Origin of the sequence: Nitrosospira lacus (assembly GCF_000355765.4) — a bacterium.
Lineage (GTDB): Bacteria > Pseudomonadota > Gammaproteobacteria > Burkholderiales > Nitrosomonadaceae > Nitrosospira > Nitrosospira lacus.
Map to the genome: position 1 here is coordinate 3168002 of NZ_CP021106.3, position 21492 is coordinate 3189493.

Below are 21492 nucleotides of genomic sequence, written 5' to 3' on the forward strand. Positions count from 1 at the left end.
AAGATGTCTTAATCATAGCGCAACATTTCGTAACTGAGCTTGGGTTCCCTGCCCTCGATCAGATCAGTGAGAAACTTCCAGATCGTGTCCGCGGATGGTGGGCAACCCGGCAGGAAGTAATCCACTTTGACCACTTCGTAGACGGGATAAACCTTGTCGAACGGCAGCGGCAGTTCAGGATCGTTGGGTATCTGGTTTCCTTCCAGCCCACCCTCGTACAGGTACACTTCCTGAAAGCAATCCCATAAATCGATGTTATTGCGCAGGGCAGGAACATTGCCATTGATAGCGCATGCGCCGATCGCCACCAGTATCTTGCAGTTATCGCGGAATTCCTTGAGCACATGGGCGTTCTCTGCGTTACTTACACCGCCCTCCACGATGCCGATATCGCATGCCCCGCAATGCTTGATATCAGTAAAAGGCGTGCGGTCGAACTCGATCATTTCAAGAAGATCGAACAACTTTTCGTCAATATCCAACAGGGACATATGGCAGCCAAAACAGCCAGCCAGGGAACAGGTTGCCACCCGAATCTTGCGTTTCTCATTCATGATCCGGCTTCCCCTCTTCCGTCGATTCCATCTGGACTTCGCTGATTTTCTTGCGGTCGAATGTGCGCTGCCCGATAGGTATCCTATAGCCCTGACGCTTGATCAGGATGGCGCCTGTAGGGCAGACATGGGCAGCCCTGTCGGTTACGACGAGATTGGTATCACCTAATCTGCCGCTGGCTGCGTTCACCACCAGATGTGCGTGAATACCGCGGCCGGAAATACCGAATACGTTTTTGCCGTCAACCTCACGGCTGGCACGGACGCATAACTCACAGAGAATGCAACGGTTGAGATCGAGAAAAACATCGGGATGCGAAGCATCCACTTCCCGCGGCGGATAAAAGTGCGTGAAATGGGGGCTCAGCATATTCAGGTAATAGGCAGCCGCCTGTAACTGACAATTACCCGATGCCTCGCATGCCGGACAAATATGGTTGCCTTCCACGAAGAGCATCTGCACCAGTACCTTGCGATCATCGTTAAGCTCAGGCGTATTGTTTGCGACCACCATATCCTCCGCCGCGGGCATGGTGCAAGATGTCATGTTGCGGCCGTTGACGCTGACAACGCACAGCTTGCAGCTCCCGTGTGGCTTGAATTCCGGGTTATGGCACAGATGAGGAATATAGACTTGGGCTCCCAGCGCAGCATCCATGATGGTCTGGCCATCGGTGAATGGCACTATTTTCCCATCGATGGTGATTGTCTTGTTCATGGCAGGTGCGCCCACGGATCGTCCCTGCCGGTAATCTTGCGTGCGGTCTCCAAGGCACCGTCCAGGTCAAAAGCCGGTTCGAATACCAGATTCTTCAGCTTTTGCCCGCAGGCATCGGGGAATTTTTCCAGCATATCCAATACCGGATTCGGCGCCGTATGTCCCAGTCCGCAGTGACTCATAGTTTTCATGATATGGCCAAGATGCTTCAACTCCTCCAGATCGGAAGCCGTACCGTGGCCATTCGCTATTTTATCCAGGATTTTTTTCTGCAACTGGGTTCCCACGCGACACGGGGTACAGAAGCCGCAGCTTTCATGGGCAAAGAAATGCGCAAAGTTCTGCACTGCCTGCAATATGTCCCGCCCGCGCTTGAATAGGGTGATTGCCCCCGCGGTAGGCAGATCCTCAAAGGAAATGCAGCGTCCAAACTCCTTCGAGGAAACCAGAAAGCCGGAGGGTCCGCCTACCTGAACCGCGCAGGGATCTTCCGCATCGCAGTCGTCCAGTATTTCATGCATGGAAACGCCAAACGGGTATTCGTAAATGCCCGGTCGGGCGCAATCACCGGAGATGCTTAGAATCTTGCTGCCGCTAGACTGCCGTGTACCCATCCGCGCGAACCACTCGCCTCCGTGCGCCGCAATTCTGGCGGCGCAGGCGAAGGTTTCAACGTTGTTCATCACGGTGGGCTGATCCAGGTAGCCCTGCGCTGCCGGGTATGGCGGGCGATTGCGCGGGCGGCCGCGCTTTCCTTCCAGTGATTCGATCAATGCCGACTCTTCGCCACAAATATAGGCACCAGCGCCTCGATGAATTTCAATATCGAAATCGAAACCCGCCTCACCCAGGATATTCCTGCCCAATAACCCGACAGCTCGCCGCCTTGCCAGTATGTCTTCGAGCTTCTCCAGCAAATAGCGATATTCACCGCGTAGATACAGGAACCCCTTGACAGAACCCATCACCCTTGCACCGATGGTCATGCCTTCAAATACCAGATCGGCATAACTGTTCAGCAGCACACGATCCTTGAAAGTGCCCGGCTCGCCTTCATCCGCATTGCAAACAAGGTAATGCGCCAATCCTGGAGAATCCCGGCATCCTGTCCATTTATCGGCAGTCGGGAAACCCGCTCCGCCACGCCCGCGCAATCTGGATACTTTGATCTCCATCAGGGTCGCATCGACGCCTCGTTCCAATGTCGCCCTGATTGCAGCGCCCCGCTCCAGCGGCTCTCCCAATAATACGCCTGCTCGCCGGATGTTATCCTTGACCTCGAACAGCACGGATGGCCAGCGCGAAACGGGGATCCTGTCACGGATCAAATCCCCGATCAGGTCGAGCCGCTCCTGGTTCAGATTGGTGAGCGGCCAGCCGTTGACCAAAGCTGCCGGCCCTTGGTCACACATGCCCGTGCACGAAGTATGGTCGGCGCTCACCCGGTTGTCCTCCGACACCTTGCCTGGCTCCAACCATAGCTTGTTGCAGAAATCGCGCATCAACTCTGGATTGCCCAGCATCTGATCGGTAATATTATCGGAAAAGAGGATGCGATATTCGCCTGCCGGTTTGAGGGACAGGAAGGAATAGAAGCTGGCCGTTCCTTCGACGCTCACCCGTGGCAGCCCGAGGTCCTCTGCGATGCAGGTAATTGCTTCGGGAGGAATAAAGTGAAAAGCCTCCTGTACATCAAGAAGGATCTGCAACAGCCGGTTCGGCTCGCGTCCATGTCGTTCAATTATGGGCGCGAGCTGCTGTTCGATATGAGGAAACTCGCAAGGCTCCATATAAACCTTCCTTGATTATCAGCATATTCTGGGGAGCGGATCATCCTCCAGTTCTTCCAGAATTCTCTCGCCACCCAGTTCGGTTTGTAGCACCACATGTGCGCGTCCCGCGTTGACACTGCCGATGATCGCAGCCTCGCGCCCTTGTGGCAGCGCCTGAAGCCGCGTCAGCGCTTCAGGCGCCTGGGAGGCTTCCACCACCGCTACCACTCGCCCTTCGCAGGCCAGAAACAGGGGATCGTAGCCTAGCATTTCGCACACGGCCGCCACCTGTTCTCGCACCGGAATCGCGGTTTGGTTCAACCTCACCTCCAGCCCGGTGGCGCGGCAAATTTCATGCAGCACCGTTGCGAGTCCGCCACGCGTAGGATCTCGCATGAAGCGCAACCCGTTCAGCGATGCCAGCGCCTGTGTCAAAGGAAATACGCTTGCCGCATCCGACAATAATTCACCGCGCAGACCGAATTCTTCCCGCGCCAGCAGGACAGCGATACCATGATCGCCCACCGGTCCGCTTACCAGAACCGCATCGCCGGGTTGCACGCGATCCAGTCCAAGCTGAAGATGTTGGGCGCGAACGCCAACGCCAGTGGTAGCAAGATAGAGCCCTCCCACCTCCCCGTGCGGCAATACCTTGGTATCGCCTGCCACTATAACCACCCTTGCTTCACGCGCGGCCTCCGCGAGACTGGCGATAATGCGCTCCAGCCGGGCAATGTCGAAACCTTCCTCAATAAATGCATTAAGCGTCAGATAGTACGGCGTGGCCCCCGACACCGCGAGATCGTTTACCGTTCCATGCACTGCCAGCGAACCAATGGTGCCGCCCGGAAACTCCAGCGGCTGCACGGTAAATCCATCGGTTGTCACCATCACCACGCCTCCTCCCTCCATCGCGGGCAGTGCCACCGCATCCGCCTGCACATTGAGCAAGGGGTTGGCAAGATGGCGTGCGAATACGGTTTCGATCAATTCGCGCATATAACTCCCACCGTTGCCATGAGCGAGACGGATGTGCGTATCATCCATGCGCGCATTCCGCTTCGGCAAGCTGGCCAAACGCGATACCGCCGTCATTGCTGGGTAGCCTCTCTGGCAGGTGCGCATCGAATCCGGCTGCGGCAAGCTGCGCCGCTGCCAATTCGGCAAGTAATTTGTTCTGAAATACCCCACCCGTGAGGCCGACCCGATCGAAAGGGGTTGACGCGTGAATGTATTGTGCCTGGGCAACAATGGAACGCGCCAGGCTCATATGAAATTGCATTGCCCTTTGCGCCACTGGCACATCTCCCTGTAGTAACGCCTGTATCAGTGGTTTCCAGTCCGCCGTCAACAAGCCGGATGCATCCTTCTCAAGCGGCAAATCCATTGCTTCAGCGTTGCCCGCCGCAGCGCTTTCCAGATACATTCCAGCCTGACCCTCGTAACTCGCCTTATCGATCAACCCGAGTAAACTTGCCGCACCGTCAAACAAACGGCCAACCGCAGTGGTGACCGGTGCATTTAATTTCTTCTTCCATGCTTTTTTCAGCAACGTGGCATCAGCGACGCAAGGCTGATCATCAATACCGCTCTCCCAGCATAGCGACATGCCCGAACGCCATGGCTCGCGTCCGGCCCGCTCTCCGCCTGGAAGCCGGAATGGCCTCATACGGGCAGCACGGCGCCATGCGCCGGGATACCCATGCAGCGCCTCGCCGCCCCATAACGTGCCATCTTCCCCCAAGCCAACACCATCCCAAGTGAATATCAGCCATGTCCCGCCGCGATGGCGCTCCATACAATGTTCCATCGCCAGTGCCGACGCATGGGCGTGGTGGTGCCAGACGCGGATAAGCGGCAATCCCCGCTGTGCGGCCCAGCGGCTGCTTGCGTAGCCGGCATGCGCATCGCAAACGATGGCTTGCGGGATAACTCCATACAAGCGCTGAAAATCAGCGATAACCTGCTCGAATACGGCAAGACTGCGTGGAGCATCCAAATCACCAATGTGGGGAGCGAGTACCACTCGCCTGCCCCACCCCAAGGCAACACTGTTTTTCATGTGACCGCCAACAGCAAGCACTGGCTGCGCGAACAGGCGGGGAAAATCAAGCTCCATCGGTGCCACGCCGCGCCCCGCTCGAATCAAGCGGGCCTTACCCGCGATGATACGCATTACCGGATCATCCGCCGGACGCGCAATGGGGCGATCATGATGCAGGAAAATACGCGTCACATTGCCCAGCCGCTTTTCCACCTCTGTATTGTCCGTCATCACCGGCTCTCCGCTTATGTTTCCAGAAGTGGCAACCACCGGATTGTTAAACTCATCCAGCAACAGGTGATGCAGGGGGCTATAGGGCAGCATTGCGCCGATTTCCCTCAGCCCCGGCGCAATCGATTCCGGCAGCGTGGAATCCATGCGCCGGCGTAAAAGTACGATGGGACGCATGGGTGTGCACAGCAATACCCGCGCCGCGGCATCGATTTCCAGCTCCCGCTGCACGCGCTCCATGCCATCCGCGCCGCGCCATGGGAACATCAGTGCAAGCGGTTTGTGCGGCCGCTGTTTATTGGCACGCAGCCGCCCGACAGCCGTGCCGTTGTTCGCATCACACATCATATGATAGCCGCCGATGCCTTTAACCGCGACGATCTCGCCTTGGCGTAACGCAGATACGCAGGCAGCCAGTGCGGCAGCGCGCTCGACATGTCCGCTGGGCGTGACCAGGCAAAGTTGCGGACCGCACGCCGGGCACGCCACCGGCTCGGCATGAAAGCGGCGGTCGAAAGGGTTTTCATATTCAGCCCGGCACGCTGAACACAATTCGAACCCCGCCATGGTGGTGTTGAGGCGATCATAAGGCAGGCGCGTGATCAAAGTGTAGCGCGGCCCGCATTGAGTACAGTTAATGAAGGGATAGCGATAACGCCGGTCACCCGGTGTTTGCATCTCCCGCTTGCAGTCGTCGCACAGAAAATAATCCGGTGGAATATGAATTTCCGCTGCCTCAACCGCCGAACTCAAGACGATTTCGAAACGATCCAGCTTTCGATAGGAAATCCTTTCGACACAAATCATTTCGGGTTGCGCCAGAGGCGGCGCCTCGGCAAGCAGCGCAGCGCCAAACGCATCGAGCATGGGTTTTTCGCCTGCAGCTTCGATCAAAACCTGGCCCGATAGGTTTTGCACACGTCCCGTTAGATGGAATCGCTGCGCCAAACGAAAAACGAATGGACGAAAACCTACGCCCTGTACCCGGCCAGTCACCATCCAGCGGCGTGCCTCCGGCTCCGTACGTTCAACCACTTGCTGATCCTTTGCATTCATCGGGCGTATCGTGCAGCCGAATTGAAATTCCCGCTTCAGAGAATGACAGCAGGATTCCTGAAACCCTTAACCCATATCGGCGGTTGGTGTGTTTTTGGCTGAAATTGCCGCATTGGTCCTCACGCCGGCTGCCCACCATATCCGGCAGGCGCCTTCGTCCGATACCATGCACGGGCCGATAGGGGTTTTAGGAGTGCAGGCGCGGCCATAAATCTTGCACTCGTTTGGATTGATTTTTCCTAGAACCACGCTCGCGCACTCGCAGCCCGGTGGCATTTGGCCGGCACGCTTGCGCCCCTCGGTATCGAAATCCGGGTATTGCGAGCGCGCATCGTTCCCCGAAAAACGGGGGTTAAGCGCGAAACCCGAAGCCGGGATAACGCCAATGCCGCGCCAATTGGCATCGGTATCATCCAGTGCTTGCGCGATTTGTGCTTGTGCCGACCGGTTTCCTCCGGGACGAACCAGCTCGGGATAACAGTTATCGAGAAAACGCTCGCCTTCAAGCAGCTGGCGCAACACGGAATACATTGCCGCCAGCAGCGAGACCGGCATGAAACCGGCGACCGCTGTGGGGATATTGTGTTTTTTTACCACGAAAATCCATTCTTCCGGTCCCATCACCGTTGAAACATGACCGGGTGCAACTAACCCATCGAAGCCAGGAGTATCCGAGTCAAGCAGCATCGCGACCGCAGGCCAGGTGCGCCTGGCCGACAATAATACAAACAAATTATCCGGCACCCCCTCCATCAACATGGCCGCCACCGGCGCGGTAGTGGTCTCGAAGCCAGCGGCAAAAAACACCACTGCGCGTGCCGGATTCTGCTGTGCAATTTTTACGGCCTCACGCGGACTGGCAATTGGCCGGATGTCAGCGCCACCGGCTTTGGCCTGCTCCAGCGAACGCACCTGACTTTTGGGTACATTCACGGGCACACGCAACATATCACCAAAGGCAACCAGGATCACATCCGCACGCAGCGCAAGTTGAATCGCCTGGTACACATCTTCTTCCGGACACACGCACACCGGGCAGCCCGGCCCAGCGATCAGTTCAACGGTCTTGGGTAGGGCACTCCTTATACCCGCCATCGTGATCGAGCGCTCATGCCCCCCGCACACATTCATGATTCGCACCCGGTGATCCAGCGGAAGCGCATGGATCTTCGCAAGCCAATCCTGGGCGGTAAGCGTCACGTGACTCTCTCACGCAAATGCATACTATCGGATTGTATTCCGGATCGCGCAGTTTTATCCTGACTCCCCTGTGTGCGTTGGCTGGCCAGTTCATCGCGTAGCCAATCCAGCCAGGCCTGCAAGCCAAGCTTCCTGCGTGCGGAAATCTGCATCACGGGGGCCCGGCTCGCGAGTTTGCGAAGATTCGACTCGGCCCGCGCGGAAACGAAATCATCCAGCACCGGCAGCAGATCGCTTTTGGTAAAAAGCACCACATCCGCAACGCGGAATATCGGCGGATACTTGGCCGGTTTGTCGTCTCCTTCGGTAACAGAAAGCAGTGTGACGTTACGATGCTGGCCGAGGTCAAAGCTGGCGGGACACACCAGATTACCGACATTCTCGATAAACAGAATGTCCAGTTCTTCAAGCGGAAACTGATGCAACGCATCATGCACCATGTGTGCGTCCAGATGGCACGCCGAGCCAGTGGTAATTTGATATGCTGGCACGCCTCGGGCGCGGATGCGTTCGGCATCATTCTCGGTTTCCAGATCACCTTCGATCACACCGATACGGCACTCATTTCGCAATGCATCAATGGTTGCCTCAAGCAGCGTGGTCTTGCCCGAACCCGGGGAAGACATGAGGTTGATTACCAATAGCCGGTGCTCATCAAAGTACCGCCGGTTACATGTCGCCTGATCGTCGTTTTTGGCCAGCAGATTCTTCAGCACCGGAACGGCTGTCATGCCGCTCGCCGGCTTGTAGGCGAATTGGCGATTCCCGGGCGTAATATTGCAGCCACACGTATCACACATCATCCGTTCCTCTCTCTGACATAATCAGCCCGACGCTCATGAGTGTCATCTCATCGCCGCTCACCAGTCGGGTATGATAGTCACCACACGCGCCGCATATCAACCGGTTCGGCTCAGCTTCTGTCTCCGCACCGCAGGTCGCGCAACTCACTTTGAGCGGCACCGGTTCGATCACCAGCGTGGACCCCGCCGCCACCGTGCCTGCGCTGGCAAAGGGATAGGCATGTTGCAGTAATAAAGGCTCCACTCCGGCGAGGGGACCAACCCTCAATTTGACCAATTCAACGCTTTGCGCGCCATGGCTTGTTGCAATCCGTTCCACCTGGGCAATCAAAGCCTGACAGATCGAAAGCTCATGCACCGCTTGCCTCGGAGGCAAGCATCTCGTCGTGCAGCTCCCAAGCCGAGCGGGCCTCCTGTTCACTCATTATCTGGATCGCATACCCCACGTGCACCATGACGAAATCGCCAATCGCTATCGTCTCACCCTGCATCAGGAACAGGCTTACCTCGCGCGTAACACCTTTGGAGGCACAGCGCGCGTTAAAGCCGTCGATTTCGACGATTTGCATGGGGATGCCTAGACACATGGAAATATTGTCGGCTTAATTTCCGATGAATTCAAGCGTAACTTTCCCTAGGATCCAGGTACCGGCAAATTCCTGGTTGCTCCGTCTCATTCTCCATTCAAGGCAATTTCAGGAACTTGCCCCGCGTCGGGCTCAACCATTCGAGCCAGGCCTTTTCTTTAAGTTTTTCTTTCTTCGTATGAATTTTTTTGAATGCCTGTGTTCCAATCTTGCCCACTATAGATCCGTCTTTACAATTAAGGTGGACAGAAAACATACGGCGAGCGATAACATATAAAGGAAGAGATCCGTGGATAATTCCACCGGTTCGCATCGCACGACTCAAGCCTCCATAGCGCCAGCCAGGATAAAGTTACTCCCGCTGGTGTTCACGCTGCTTCTGACTGGCTGCGCCACGGTTGGAACCCATCCGGCTGCATCACTGGCCGACGCTTTGACTATCTGCCGCGCACTGTATCAGGAAGTCGATGCAGTCATCGACCGTGAGGAGGTGCGCGACCATGGTTCATCACCGGTTCGAGGTTTTCCCTATCTGCGTACGACCCGCGTACTCGCTTCGTTGCGTGACAAGCTGGCCGAACCCGGCCACTGGCGGACATGGATCGGTCATATGGCCGATCTTGACGCACAGGCGCGTGCGCTGGAATTGCGCAATCTGTCTGTCCCCATAGGGGGCTATCCCCAAGGTGCTCTACTCTACGAACTCAGCAGTTGCCGCGAACAACTGGTGACCGCTGATCTTGCGCACCCGGAGCGCCGCGCCCTGTTACGCAATGCTGTTCACGTACAGGATGACTATGTGGCCTGGTGGCAGGTGCTGGGCCTCTACCCGCTTACTGCGCCGATTGTGTCGGCCGGCATCTCAGCCTGGCATAACGAAACCCGCAATACCTTTTCCACAAAGCTGGCATCTCTTCCTGTAGCCGGCAGGCTGGTGCGTTGGATGTCCACATCATCCAGCATCCCGCTCAACGTCCGGCAAACAGCCGAAATTCTGCGCCGCTCACTTGATCCGCTCGGCATCCCGCTGCCAGCGGCTACTGACCTCGACCGGCTTTTCGATACCTATGCTCCGTTATGGGAAGTGGACGTAGTCGATGAGAATGATCGTATTGGTATGTTGCAGTGGAAAAACGGACCGGTGATAGATATTATCCGTCCAACACTATACCGGAAGGTTTCGCATACACGTCTCGGTAATCAGGTATTGCTGCAGCTTAATTACATCGTCTGGTTTCCGGCGCGTCCCGGCAACGATGTCTACGCTGGCCGACTCGATGGGATCAATTGGCGGGTAACCTTGAGCCCGGACGGGGAGCCATTGTTGTACGACGCCATCCATAACTGCGGCTGCTATCACGAATTCTTTCCGAGCCACCACCTACGCTTGCGCAAAGATCTTCCCGCCTTTTACTTTGAACCTCCCATGCTACCGCAACAAGCGCCAGCGCCCGAACGGCAGCCGCTGGTGCTGCGTATCGCCCATCACACCCACTTCATCCAGAGACTCTACCACGATGAATCGCCGCCCGGATTATTACCGGCACCGCAACCACTGGCGCGGGAAGAATATGATGTGCTGCGCTCCCTGCCTGCTGACGAAGGTTATCGCAGCCTGTTCGGTGCATTTGGCCTGATTGCCGGGACAGAGCGTACCGAGCGTTTTCTTCTGTGGCCGATGGGCATCCGGTCGCCAGGCGCAATGCGCCAATGGGGGCGCCACGCCACCGCTTTCGTTGGACGCAGGCACTTCGATGATGCTTTTCTCATCGAGTCGCTGTTCGAAAGAACACCGTAAGCATGGATACGCGCATGAACAAATTGCTATATTGGGCAGCGATCTGTTTCCCCGTGCTGTCATGGGCAGCGGATGACCGTGTTGACATCGCCCGCTTCTCACGGAGCGACCTGAGTGGCTGGCAATCTAAAGCGTTTGCTGGCGAGACCCGCTATTCCCTCCAGAACAAGGATGGGAGAACCGCCCTGCGCGCCGACAGCAATGCCGCCGCATCAGGACTGTACCGCGAGGTAAGTATCGATCTCGGCAAAACGCCTATCCTCAATTGGACGTGGCAAGCCGGGAACATACTGGCGGGTGCTGATGAGCGCACGCGCGCCGGCGACGATTACACCATGCGCGTTTACGTAGTCTTTTCCGGCGGACTGCTATTCTGGCGCACGCGCGCTATCAACTATGTGTGGTCAAACAGCCAACCTGTCGACAGCAGCTGGCTTAACGCTTTTACCAATAATGCGCGTATGATCGCAGTGGAATCCGGCCCTGCCCGCCTCAATCACTGGGTTAGCGAGAAACGCGACGTCCGTGCCGATTTCAAGCGCCTGTTTGGTGAAGAGCCTGGCCGGGTCGACGCCGTGGCAATCATGACCGACACCGATAACACGCGCACAACGGCAACGGGCTGGTATGGTGATATCTGGTTCACCAAAAAATGACGGCAGCTGTTTAGTCGCGGATGGTACTGCACGGGTCCGCATGCAATCGGACATCCACGTTTGTATATCGCAGGGTATGGCCGGACGGTCTTCTCATTTGGAGCGCCTGAAGAAAATCAATAAGATACTTGCAGATTTTCTCGCCGATTGAAAATCCTACTGATACCGTACTTTTTAGTATCCGATGCCGGAATCATCATCTGCTATAACTGTCTTATGGGGGATATTCATTGGTATTTCTGGTTCCCAAGCCATGCTCATCGGGATTACGGATAAACGCGATACTAAACTCTGGGCGGATATCCCCAGTGTTCATAATCGAGGGAGAATAGACATGAGACGGTATTCATTATTGGTCTGTTTGTTACTAAGCGCTTGCGCCGGGCTGCCGTCAGCGGTCAGGGATGTCCCCGTAAAGGATATTTCTTATAGCCAGGCCAGCCAAAATCTGAACAGTTATAAAGATACATCTGTCAGGTGGGGCGGAGTCATTATCGATGTGGAAAACGAGCAAAATTTCACCCTCATACAAATATTGTCCTATCCTCTCAATTACTATGGCCGTCCGCAATTAAACAAGTCCAGCGAGGGACGCTTTGTCATTAAAAGCACCGAGTTTCTTGATCCCGCGGTTTATGCGAAAGACAAGGAAATAACCGTTGCCGGAACGCTGCAAGGTGATATCGAACGTACCATAGGCAAGAAAACCGTCCGGTTGCCGTTGCTGGCATCCAGGGCCATTTATTTGTGGCCTGTCTATCAAGCCAGTCCCTATTATGGATACGGTTATTCGGGGTTTGGTGGATATGGCTTTAATCCCTATTTTGGATACGGATATTATGGCAGCCCGTATTACTGGGGAGGGTGGTACCGACCATATTGGTGAGAGGTGAGTTTCATCTCCTGCAGATCTTTCATTTTCCGCATGCTCATTTCATATACTCCGCGCTTATTCTTTAAGAATCAAGGTTGAAGCGATAAGCGGTCAGCCTCCAGAATGGTGATCTGGCTCATCTGTGCCATTTTGGCTCCAAAAACCACTGTAGATAGTCATGCGCAAACTCGCGTTTCTGGTTGTTACTCTGCTACTGGCTCTCCCCTTGGTGCTACTGGCGCTGGTGATTCTTGCCGTGGAAGACCGCCCTCGCGTCGACCGCCAGGTAATCCTTACCCCGGAACACGTGGAGCGTGCGAAGCGGATCGTTGATGCACATCGTGATTGGGTTCGCCCCGGAATGCTGGCCTCGGCCAGAATAATGCCAGGGGATGCTGATCTGGCTGCGAACTATCTGGCCAACCGTTTCGGGAAAGGCAGCGCACAGGTAGCGCTCGCTGACCGCAATGCCATTATCCGTCTGAGTCTCCCATTGAGCGGATATCCACTCGACGGCTACCTGAATCTTGAAGCAACGCTGGTCGAGACGGCCGAACTCCCGCAACTTCAATCGGTGACTATCGGCAACCTCTCGCTGCCCGACGCGCTTACGGACATGCTTTTACCTCAGCTTGTGCGTTGGCTGCGCTATAGCCCGGAATATCGTACTGGACTCGACGCACTGCGGCTGGTGAAAATGTCACCAAATGAATTGAGCATCTTCTATCGTTGGGAAGGAGGGGTTTCTGACGAAGTCCGGGCAGCAGTCGTCGACAAAGACGAGCGGGAGCGGCTGTTCCGTTATCAATCCCTGCTGGCCGCGAATAGCAGACAATATGGTGCCGTGGTGCCGCTTGCGGAGGTTCTGCCGCCACTGGTGCGCCTTGCGAGTAAACGTTCGGTAGATGGGGAAGTCGCGGCAGAAAATCGCGCGTTGATTTTAGTGACGACATTTTACGTGCTTGGCATTTCTTTGGAACGGGTTCTTCCGGAAGCAGCGGGCTGGCCTCGTCCGGTTCGTCAAACGGTTACAATCGATGGACGTGACGACTTTGCAAAGCATTTCATGGTTTCCGCCTCTATCGCCGCCTATGCCGATACTGCATTAGCCGATGCAATTGGCTTGTACAAGGAGGTCGAAGATTCACGCTCCGGGAGTGGCTTCTCATTCAATGACATCGCCGCCGATCGTGCCGGCACAAGATTTGGTGAAAGGGCTGTGTCAGACGAATCCTCGGCACAACAACTTCAACGCCGCGTAGCGGCAGGACTGAAAGATTCGGATTTGATGCCAATCTGGTCGGATTTACCGGAATTCATGTCCGAGGCCGAATTCAAACGGCGGTTCGGTGGGATTGATGCACCCGCCTACCGCGGGATGATGAAGAAGATCGAGCAAAGAGTTGCAGCCCTGCGTGTACTGCACTGAACACACATATCTACTTATAGCATTTACCCTTGGTTTCATCCATATTTCCGGCGAAAATTGCGGGGGTGACTGGGGAAGCGAACAGGCGCTCAGCATGGACGCCTCTGCTCAGCGATGGCGCCCTCCTGGATAAGGTCAGATTTTTTAGGCAATTTCCTTTAGGCCGCCTGCATGGGATTCGCTTTACAGTCTATTGAGAAAGGTTGAAATGGTAGGCCAGGTCCAGGAATCGATCTCGCGGTCGCCCACAGGATCAGGTAATTTAGATGGCAGCTTCTCGGCATCGCCATGAAGTAACAGCACGGGCATTCTGCCCTCGTAGGCACAACGTATTTCCCACAGTTGACCGTCTGCTCTGACAACGTTTTTCGTAATAAGGGCGATCACGCCATCACACCCGGTAACTTTGTCCCGGCACTCTTCTTTCCAGGCGGGTTCCCACGACTGCTTGACGGGCATATCCACAAACGAGAAGCCGGTTTGTTCCTTGTTCAATTGTTCGAGAAGCTGATCGCGCAGTTTGATATCTCTGAGTGCGAAGCTGACAAACACCTTGTTCGTTTTTGCGGCCATTCATTCCTCCCTGGAAATCAATTTATTTTAGCAACACCCAAACCATAAAACCACTTCACTACCACCCATTAATCTACCACGTCAAGCGTCAGCAGAGCCCCGGCGGGCCGTTGCCTGGATCTCGATACGCATTCGGGGATCGGACAAGCCGGCCGAGATCATCATGGCTGCCGGCCTAACCTCACCAAGATACTTGCGCATGGTCGGCCAGCACTTGGGGAAGTCCGCCGCGTCAGGCAATACATAGGTTACCCGGACAACATCCCGCAAACTGGATCCCGCTTCGTTCAGCGCCGCCTGAATATTTTTAAAACATTGTTCGGTCTGCTCCATCAGATTATCCGAAATTGTCATTTTGCTATAGTCGAACCCGGTCGTGCCAGAGACGAAAATCCAATCGCCATCCACGACGGCCCTTGAATAGCCGATCTCCTGTTCAAATGTGGAACCTGAACTTATTAACTGGCGCGGCATAAAACATTTCTCCTTGACTGGAATTCCACTAACGCCTGATGACTACGCGACAATTGGCAGAGAATCAATAGAAAAAAACCGTAACTGACCTATATTCCTCAATGAGAAAAACACTGGTTCTTGTCCGACACGACAGTACAGGCATATCGCATCTCCTGAACACCCCCTGCCCGGTTGAATACGTATTCCGCTCTCAGCCCTTTGAATTGAGCAGGAGTGAAGGAAACCCCATCGGGGATAAGGCGTTTCTCATTCCAGAATCTCACTCTGCAGAAGTCAGCCGCAGACCGGCATATTTTGCTAAGTGCGGCCCCATACACCGCCTTATCCATATCCCGCTTGCTATCAATCAGGACAAAATGAATGTAATTTCCTGAATTTCCAAGCTCAAGCGAGCGAACAAGCCGCCAGCCATCGCCATGCAGATCCGGTTGTGATTCAGGTTGCTGCTGCGGCTGGAGCTGCGACTTTGGCTGCTGCGATGCGGCAAAAACCGGCCACGAAAAAACGAGCGTGACTATTGCAACACTTATAATTCTCGTGCTCACAAATACTCCTTAGCTAATCTTTTGCCAGTCACATAAACTGGAAAATTCCATCTGGCTCTCTACGAAAGAATTTGGGAAGAAGCAAGTATCCCTCGCAAATCCGCGAAAGTGATTCGAACGCAAGGAAACAGAGGCGGAAAACGCACCTAATAAACATTTCAATGGCTTGCTTTCTTCTCCATCCAGTCGCTCATGCCATCTCAAAAATAGAGCACCAGTCAGACGTAACGATGAAACATAAGACTTTCATTCTATCAATAAAGAATCAGTCCGAGCAAATCGTAAGGGGTCTAATTATCTGACCAATCCGGTCGTGTTGGCCGCCACCTCGCGCAGGCCAGAGTGGAGCGAAAATGACGCGGTCTGCTCAAAGGCCTGATAGAGTTCCATTTGCCTTCTCTACCATCACTTGCTGGCGGAAGATACGCCTGCCTCCGGATTCTCCTGTACAAGCGAATAAGCCGCTTATCAAGCGGGGTGCACGCAAATTGGAACCGCTAGAAACACCACATTTAAAGGGAGGGGAAGAGATTTCCTGCAAACGTTCAATCGCGCCACACGCGGTGAAACAGGTTTTCAGTGATTTGGGAGCAGCGCCCGTGCCATGGGTCGAAACTGCAGATGATAAAACATATTGAGATAACGTGCGGTTTCTTCATGCTCCAGATTGCTTACAAATTTCCAGAAGCCGTAGATACGTGACAAAGTCATCATCTGTTCCGCATAAATACGCCATGTATAACGTGATTCGACTCGTTTCAGAGCCATTTCAGAGACTTTATTCCAGAAATCCGGATCGGCTGCTGAGCGTGCAAAGAAATCTGCCATGGCGGTGGCCGCCGCCAAACCATCGTTGGGGTCGAAGTGATAGCCGGAAACCCCATGCTGAATGATCTCTCGCGGACCGCCATAGCAAGTGGCAAATACCGGAAGACCAGAAGCCATCGCCTCGATAATGGTTAATCCGAATGCCTCAAATCGGGCTGGCTGTACAAAAATGCCACGCCTGTCGGCCACGTGGCGATACAGCTCGCCAGCCAGGTTCTTTTCCAGGCGAGTACCGAGCCAGCGCATCCGTCCTTCCAGCTTATATTCGTCCATGATGGCATGCATGTGGTCGATTTCGGCGCGTTCCTCGCTATCAGAGGAAGCGGCCGGATCAATATGCCCCCCGATTATCAATAGGTTGGCAGCATCGGATAGCTGCAGACATTGCGCAAACCATGCTGCCAATGAAGTCAGATTCTTGACCAGGTCTAGACGCGCCATCGTGAATATCAGAGGTTTGGCTGGGTCACTGAAATGACCGCGCCACGGTACGCCAGGATCAGGGGCATATAAAAGACGTTCAATGTCGGGCAACAGGGATTGCAGCCGGTGCTCGCGATCAAGATACGAAAAATACACCTCTGCGTCGGCGCCTGGGGAAACAATATTGAATTTGGGATCGAAAAGATCTATACCGTTTACGACTCGATATAAGCCGGGCATGGTGTAGTTCTGGTAGGTCTCATATTGGCCAACCGTATGAGGCGTACCGGCAATTTCCTGATAGGTGCTGGTAATAATGAAATCTGCGCTGTTCATCGCGATGAGATCCGCCGTGTACTGGCAATTGAAATGGTATTGAGCTTCATTCTCCCGCCAGTGCAAGGCGGAATGAAGATATTTGCTCTGCTCCAATGCATGCGCGATATTGCATTGCGTTACACCGGTTCGTTTGGAAATCAGCGAGGCCACCAGATTACCATCCGAGTAGTTGCCTATCACCAGATCAGGACTGCCACTTAGCTGCGCCAGCGCTTCACGTTCTACGTCGTGAGCAAAATTCTCGAGGTATGGCCAGATCTCAAAACGCGATATCCAGTAGCGAATAATTTCGCCGTTTGCTTTTCGAAATGGCACGCGCACGATCCAGGAATTGCGGGTACCGTAAACTTTTTCCAGTGGCTGGTTACACAATGTCTCGCCCGCTTCGGGAATCAGGCGTGTGCATATCAGGATTTTTGGCTGCGCCTCTATCCCTTGCAAAATGAGACGCTCGCTCATTTCCCGTTCCAGAGCACGTACCTGATCGAGGATATATACTACCTGACCGCCAGTGTCCGGCAATCCCAGTACATTGTCCTGCCCGAAATAACCATGTGGTGACAGAATCAATAATTTGGAGACCATTGGAATGCGCGCCAGAAAATTCTCAAGTATCTGCGGCGAGGCCGCTTCAAGAATGTCTACCAATAAACTCATGGTTTCACTTACCCGCATGACACAGTTGCCCCAGCCGGGTGCGAAGCCCAATCCGCTCAGCGGCTCGGAAATCGCCTGCCAAGGAGCATCCTCAGTATACGTATCGAGCAAATCAAGCGCGCGACGCAAACCAGTGCGCAGCGCTGCTACGTCGGCAAAGTTGCCATGGAGCATCAGTTGCTGGCCATCCATGGAGTGCACTGTCAAAAAATGCAATAATTTGGCTGTTCCTAGGCCGGATTGAGTGAATAGGGTGCCAGCCAATTGCCTGTTAAGAAACTTTACACCCTGGCCAATCGACCGGATTTCCTTAAGTCTCGGAAAATTGCGGTTAAAAGGGGTAAAGTCCAATTCCAATACCGGTTCATGCGCGCTATCCGGATGCACCAGCAGTTCCTTAAAAGCGAGATAATCGGAGACACTGATACTCTCAAGTATCAATCGTTGCTGGTGAATGCGCACGTAGGACCAGTGCCCCGCGCCCTCACGTAGCGCCAGGTAGGCCATGGGAGGCCGGCAAACTGCTTCTTGCAGCCACTTGATCAGTTCGTGCAAAGGAGTATTGACAAGAGGCTGGGGATGAAAATCGCGTACCAGGTCAAAGGCCTCAAGCAAATCCGAGCGCAGAAGAAGCGGACGTTCCAGTTCGAACCATTTACGCAAAAGGGCATGTAACTCATCACGATGGTCTACGGCCCAAGCATCAAATTTTTGGATCATTCGCGGTCTCCGGGATGGGAATACCAAATGCATAGTGCAACATGCCCTCTGCAATGCCGTCCGCATAACGGGCATTAGCGAAATAAATCTGTTCGTTTCCCCTCAGACTCGCAAGCTCAGGGCTGTGGTTGGCAACCACGACGCCGAGTGTATCTCCGATCAGCATTTCATGGTCGTTACCAGAATCACCTGCTACCAGAAAAGCGCGTAATGGCAACCCCCACTTGTAAGCAAGATAGCGTATTGCTCGTCCTTTGGAGGCACGCAAAGGTAAAATGTCCAGAAAAGCCTGACGAGAGTAGATTAAATTTGCGGACAGTTTCTGCTCGCGCAACAAGGTGCGAATTTTAGAAATTGGCGGCAGCGCCTCGGGGTCGACATTGTAACTGAGCTTGAATTCACGCTGATTTTCTGGTGATTGCAGGATGAGTCCGGGTACTTCACGCAGCGCCCCTTCCACCGCATCGCGGCGCCATGAGTATCTGATCAGATTTTGCCATCCAATATCAGGCCGGAGTTCCAGACCATAATTTATCTCGCTGCCGACCGCTGTGATAAGTATGTCTGGTAATGGCACCCCCCATTCCTTTAATATTTTCAATGTACTTTCCAGTGTACGGCCGGTCGCGATACCGAAACCCAGGTTTGGCGGCGTGGCGCGCAGTGTGGCAAGAAAACGACGTAAGGCGGCGCGATCTCCAAGCAGGGTATTGTCTATGTCACTTATTAACATCTGCGAGACCAGTGGCAGGGGGTGTCGTTGCGGCCGGTAAATTGCCATGTCCCGCCGGATTTGCTTTCGGTCGTGGTGCAGCAAACGGGATAAAACGTGCAAGTACTTCTTGACGTGGGCATCCCAAGTATAGTGATTCTTTACGCCTGTAATACCGTTGCGCGCCCAGCGCTGCCAACGACGCGGCTCAGCTAGTGCGTATTCGATGGCCCCCGCTATCGCATGGATATCCGAGGGATTAACCAGCACCCCATTTTTGCAATGGCCAACGATATCTCGCGGTCCACCATCTTCGGTAGCCACGATCGGAAGACCGCTGGCAGCCGCCTCAAGCAAAGTCAGGCCGAACGGCTCAGTGAGCGCCGGATTGACGAATACGCCTCGGCGTTGGGCTGCAAGCCGGTAGAATCCAGCGACATCGATGGGTTTATGCTGCTTTGGCAGTGCAACCTTACCCCACAGATCGTGTTGATCAATATCGAGCAATAGATGGGTCATCACCTCGGTCTGGGCAGCCTCAAGTTTGCGGATGTCTTCGCGGTTGCCAGCCACAATAGCAAGGTTGGCCTTTTCATGCAGTGTAGGTGAACTGCCAAATGCAGCGATTAAAGCGCCGAGATTTTTTCGCATTTCCGGACGGCAAATCGTCAATATCAGAGGCTTTCGCGGCTGCACCAGGAAGCGGTCAATGAGTCTGGCGACCTCCGGTTCTGGAGGAGTCCGGCGGCTGGGCGGAGCAAAGCGCGATATATCGGTCCCGGGCGGGATAACAACTGCACGCTCGGGCTGATAATTAGTATATAAGCCATATTGCTCGGCGCTCTCCTGAGGCGTGCTGGTTATGATCAAACTGGCTTGCTGCAATATGGCTTCCTCGGCAGCGATGCGTCGGTGAAAATTAAACTGACGTTCCAATGCCTGCGCTTTACGCCCTTGCGCTAGCAGATGACGCTGTTTGCTGCGTCCAAGTGAGTGACCGGTATGGATCTGCGGAATACCCAGCAGTTGAGAGAGCTGCATTCCAACATATCCCGCATCGGCATAATGGCTGTGGATGACATCGGGTAAGCGCTTCTGCTCGCGCAGAAAAAGCAATACACGATCCACCAGTTGGTCGAGATAAGGCCAAAGACTTTCCTTACGCAGGTAGCGACGGGGCCCGCATCGAAGGCGAATAATCCGGGCGTGATCGCCCAGGATCTCCTCAGGGCAGGCGTAGTCCGCCGATATAGCGGAATCTTCTACCCGGCGGGTTAGCAAATCCACCTTGCCTACTTGTCGTTGACGAGCAAGTGACCGGGCCAGTTCCACGACGTATAGGATTTGACCACCGGTATCAGCATCGCGCCCAAGTTCCAGATCATTCCCTCGAATCAGTCCGTGGAGACTTAGCATCAGCACATATAATTCTTTCATCTGTGCTCCGCCCATTCTTCAAGGAACGGCTCATAGAAATCGTTGTGCTCTGGAATTGCGCCACGTATCCGGCATATGGCGCCAGCGAAATGATGCGCGCGCTGCAAGGTGACCGGTACCGTCCAGTCATGCAGCAGGCCGAGAATGAAAACCGCGGAGAATGCGTCGCCGGCACCCACCGTGTCACGAATACCCGTTATGGGATCAGCCGCCATCTCTATCAGCTGTGCGGAATCATCCAGCCACCAGGCGCCTGCGGCGCCACAGGTTACGAGTAGCCCTCGCAGTTGATAGCGCTGAATCAGCGCTTTTGCCTGAGCTTCGGCAGATGCCGTTTCCAGGTCAAGCAGCCGGCTGATGCATTCAAACTCAGTATCATTGGCTTTGACAAAATCCGCATGTTGCAGTGACCAATCCAGCCTCTCCGCGGATATCCAGGGATTACGCAAATTAACATCGAAGAAGTGCTGCCCGCCCGCCGCGCGCAACATGTGGCGCAAGGCTCGATGCGAATTGGCACGCTGAGCCAGTGTCCCGAAATAAACCAGCTCCGGGTTTGCGGCCAAGGCAGTCATTCGGGATAACCGGGGATGAATATAATCATAGGCACGATCGGGAAGAATATCGAACCGGTGGCCGTCAGCGGTAAGGGTGACCTCCACCACACCCGTAGGGTGCATGGAATCAAGCTGTACCCCATGTACCGAAAGCCCGGCGCTTTCCAGGGCCTGCAACAAGCGCGCACCCGCATTGTCCAGCCCTATCCGGGTAACCAGGACCGGCATACAGCGAAAAGCGTGCAGGTGCCAGGCAACATTGAACGGCGCGCCGCCCAGGACTTCCTGGCCGGGAAACCGGTCTATCAAAATCTCGCCAAACAAGAGAACAACGGGGCGGGCGGCAGCCATCCCTGGAAGCCCTCGGGAAGGACTTGATCTGACTAAACCTGAATCCGGCAGTTGACTGCTCATTGATTAATCTAGCACCATGATCCACCAAGATTGCTTTCGAAACTTTACCTTCACCTTCTCGGTAAGTTTGCTGCGGGTGGATTTAGGT

General features: G+C 54.6%; 19 protein-coding genes. 4 read left to right on the forward strand and 15 right to left on the reverse strand.

Going from position 1 to position 21492, the window contains the following annotated elements:
- Positions 1-8: 8 nt before the first annotated feature.
- From EBAPG3_RS14455 to EBAPG3_RS14495, 9 genes are all read right to left on the reverse strand, one after another.
- A complete protein-coding gene (locus EBAPG3_RS14455; protein WP_004174412.1) occupies positions 9-554 on the reverse strand; it encodes an NADH-quinone oxidoreductase subunit B family protein in 546 nt (181 codons plus the stop codon).
- Entirely contained in the window at positions 547-1272 is a 726-nt protein-coding gene (locus EBAPG3_RS14460) for a 2Fe-2S iron-sulfur cluster-binding protein (RefSeq protein ID WP_004174413.1), read from the reverse strand. Before EBAPG3_RS14460 ends, EBAPG3_RS14455 begins: the two co-directional genes overlap by 8 nt.
- On the reverse strand, positions 1269-3062 hold the full coding sequence (locus tag EBAPG3_RS14465) for an NAD(P)H-dependent oxidoreductase subunit E (protein ID WP_004174414.1): 1794 nt from the start codon (positions 3060-3062) through the stop codon (positions 1269-1271). The genes EBAPG3_RS14460 and EBAPG3_RS14465 overlap by 4 nt, the downstream gene beginning before the upstream one ends.
- Before the next feature lie 18 nt (positions 3063-3080).
- Entirely contained in the window at positions 3081-4091 is a 1011-nt protein-coding gene (gene hypE, locus EBAPG3_RS14470; RefSeq protein WP_004174415.1) for a hydrogenase expression/formation protein HypE, read from the reverse strand.
- Entirely contained in the window at positions 4084-6354 is a 2271-nt protein-coding gene (hypF, locus tag EBAPG3_RS14475) for a carbamoyltransferase HypF (protein ID WP_227869230.1), read from the reverse strand. The genes hypE and hypF overlap by 8 nt, the downstream gene beginning before the upstream one ends.
- A gap of 87 nt (positions 6355-6441) precedes the next feature.
- Positions 6442-7575, reverse strand: coding sequence for a hydrogenase formation protein HypD (gene hypD, locus EBAPG3_RS14480; RefSeq protein WP_004174426.1), 1134 nt, complete (start codon positions 7573-7575; stop codon positions 6442-6444).
- Positions 7572-8306, reverse strand: coding sequence for a hydrogenase nickel incorporation protein HypB (gene hypB, locus EBAPG3_RS14485; RefSeq protein ID WP_227869231.1), 735 nt, complete (start codon positions 8304-8306; stop codon positions 7572-7574). The genes hypD and hypB overlap by 4 nt, the downstream gene beginning before the upstream one ends.
- Positions 8307-8367: 61 nt before the next feature.
- Positions 8368-8754, reverse strand: coding sequence for a hydrogenase maturation nickel metallochaperone HypA/HybF (locus EBAPG3_RS14490; RefSeq protein WP_227869232.1), 387 nt, complete (start codon positions 8752-8754; stop codon positions 8368-8370).
- A complete protein-coding gene (locus EBAPG3_RS14495; protein WP_004174436.1) occupies positions 8729-8947 on the reverse strand; it encodes a HypC/HybG/HupF family hydrogenase formation chaperone in 219 nt (72 codons plus the stop codon). Before EBAPG3_RS14495 ends, EBAPG3_RS14490 begins: the two co-directional genes overlap by 26 nt.
- A 307-nt stretch (positions 8948-9254) precedes the next feature.
- On the opposite strand from EBAPG3_RS14495, the gene EBAPG3_RS14500 reads away from it, so the two are divergent.
- The 4 genes from EBAPG3_RS14500 (at position 9255) to EBAPG3_RS14515 (ending at position 13722) form a co-directional block, all read left to right on the forward strand.
- Positions 9255-10763 (forward strand): hypothetical protein, encoded by a 1509-nt coding sequence (locus tag EBAPG3_RS14500; protein ID WP_004174441.1) that lies wholly within the window; start codon positions 9255-9257, stop codon positions 10761-10763.
- A gap of 14 nt (positions 10764-10777) precedes the next feature.
- Positions 10778-11419 carry a DUF3047 domain-containing protein gene (locus tag EBAPG3_RS14505; RefSeq protein WP_004174446.1) on the forward strand — a complete coding sequence of 214 codons (642 nt, stop codon included), beginning with the start codon at positions 10778-10780 and terminating at the stop codon, positions 11417-11419.
- 334 nt (positions 11420-11753) lie between these two features.
- The gene (locus EBAPG3_RS14510) at positions 11754-12305 is read left to right on the forward strand and encodes a Slp family lipoprotein (RefSeq protein WP_004174447.1); all 552 of its coding nucleotides are present in this window, start codon (positions 11754-11756) and stop codon (positions 12303-12305) included.
- 166 nt (positions 12306-12471) lie between these two features.
- Positions 12472-13722: a YfiM family lipoprotein gene (locus EBAPG3_RS14515; RefSeq protein WP_004174448.1), complete on the forward strand. Its 1251-nt coding sequence runs from the start codon at positions 12472-12474 to the stop codon at positions 13720-13722.
- A gap of 183 nt (positions 13723-13905) precedes the next feature.
- Here the strand turns inward: EBAPG3_RS14515 and EBAPG3_RS14520 are convergent, their stop codons facing one another.
- The 6 genes from EBAPG3_RS14520 to EBAPG3_RS14545 form a co-directional block, all read right to left on the reverse strand.
- Positions 13906-14295 (reverse strand): TIR domain-containing protein, encoded by a 390-nt coding sequence (locus EBAPG3_RS14520; RefSeq protein WP_004174449.1) that lies wholly within the window; start codon positions 14293-14295, stop codon positions 13906-13908.
- 81 nt (positions 14296-14376) lie between these two features.
- Complete coding sequence (locus tag EBAPG3_RS14525) at positions 14377-14769, reverse strand: RidA family protein (RefSeq protein ID WP_004174450.1); 393 nt, start codon at positions 14767-14769, stop codon at positions 14377-14379.
- A 98-nt stretch (positions 14770-14867) separates the two neighbouring features.
- Positions 14868-15317, reverse strand: coding sequence for a hypothetical protein (locus tag EBAPG3_RS14530; protein ID WP_004174452.1), 450 nt, complete (start codon positions 15315-15317; stop codon positions 14868-14870).
- Positions 15318-15893: 576 nt separating this feature from the next.
- The gene (locus tag EBAPG3_RS14535; protein WP_081607216.1) at positions 15894-18284 is read right to left on the reverse strand and encodes a sucrose synthase; all 2391 of its coding nucleotides are present in this window, start codon (positions 18282-18284) and stop codon (positions 15894-15896) included.
- Entirely contained in the window at positions 18268-20433 is a 2166-nt protein-coding gene (locus EBAPG3_RS14540) for an HAD-IIB family hydrolase (protein WP_004174457.1), read from the reverse strand. Before EBAPG3_RS14540 ends, EBAPG3_RS14535 begins: the two co-directional genes overlap by 17 nt.
- Positions 20430-21341 (reverse strand): PfkB family carbohydrate kinase, encoded by a 912-nt coding sequence (locus EBAPG3_RS14545; RefSeq protein ID WP_004174458.1) that lies wholly within the window; start codon positions 21339-21341, stop codon positions 20430-20432. The genes EBAPG3_RS14540 and EBAPG3_RS14545 overlap by 4 nt, the downstream gene beginning before the upstream one ends.
- Between the last annotated feature and the right edge of the window lie 151 nt (positions 21342-21492).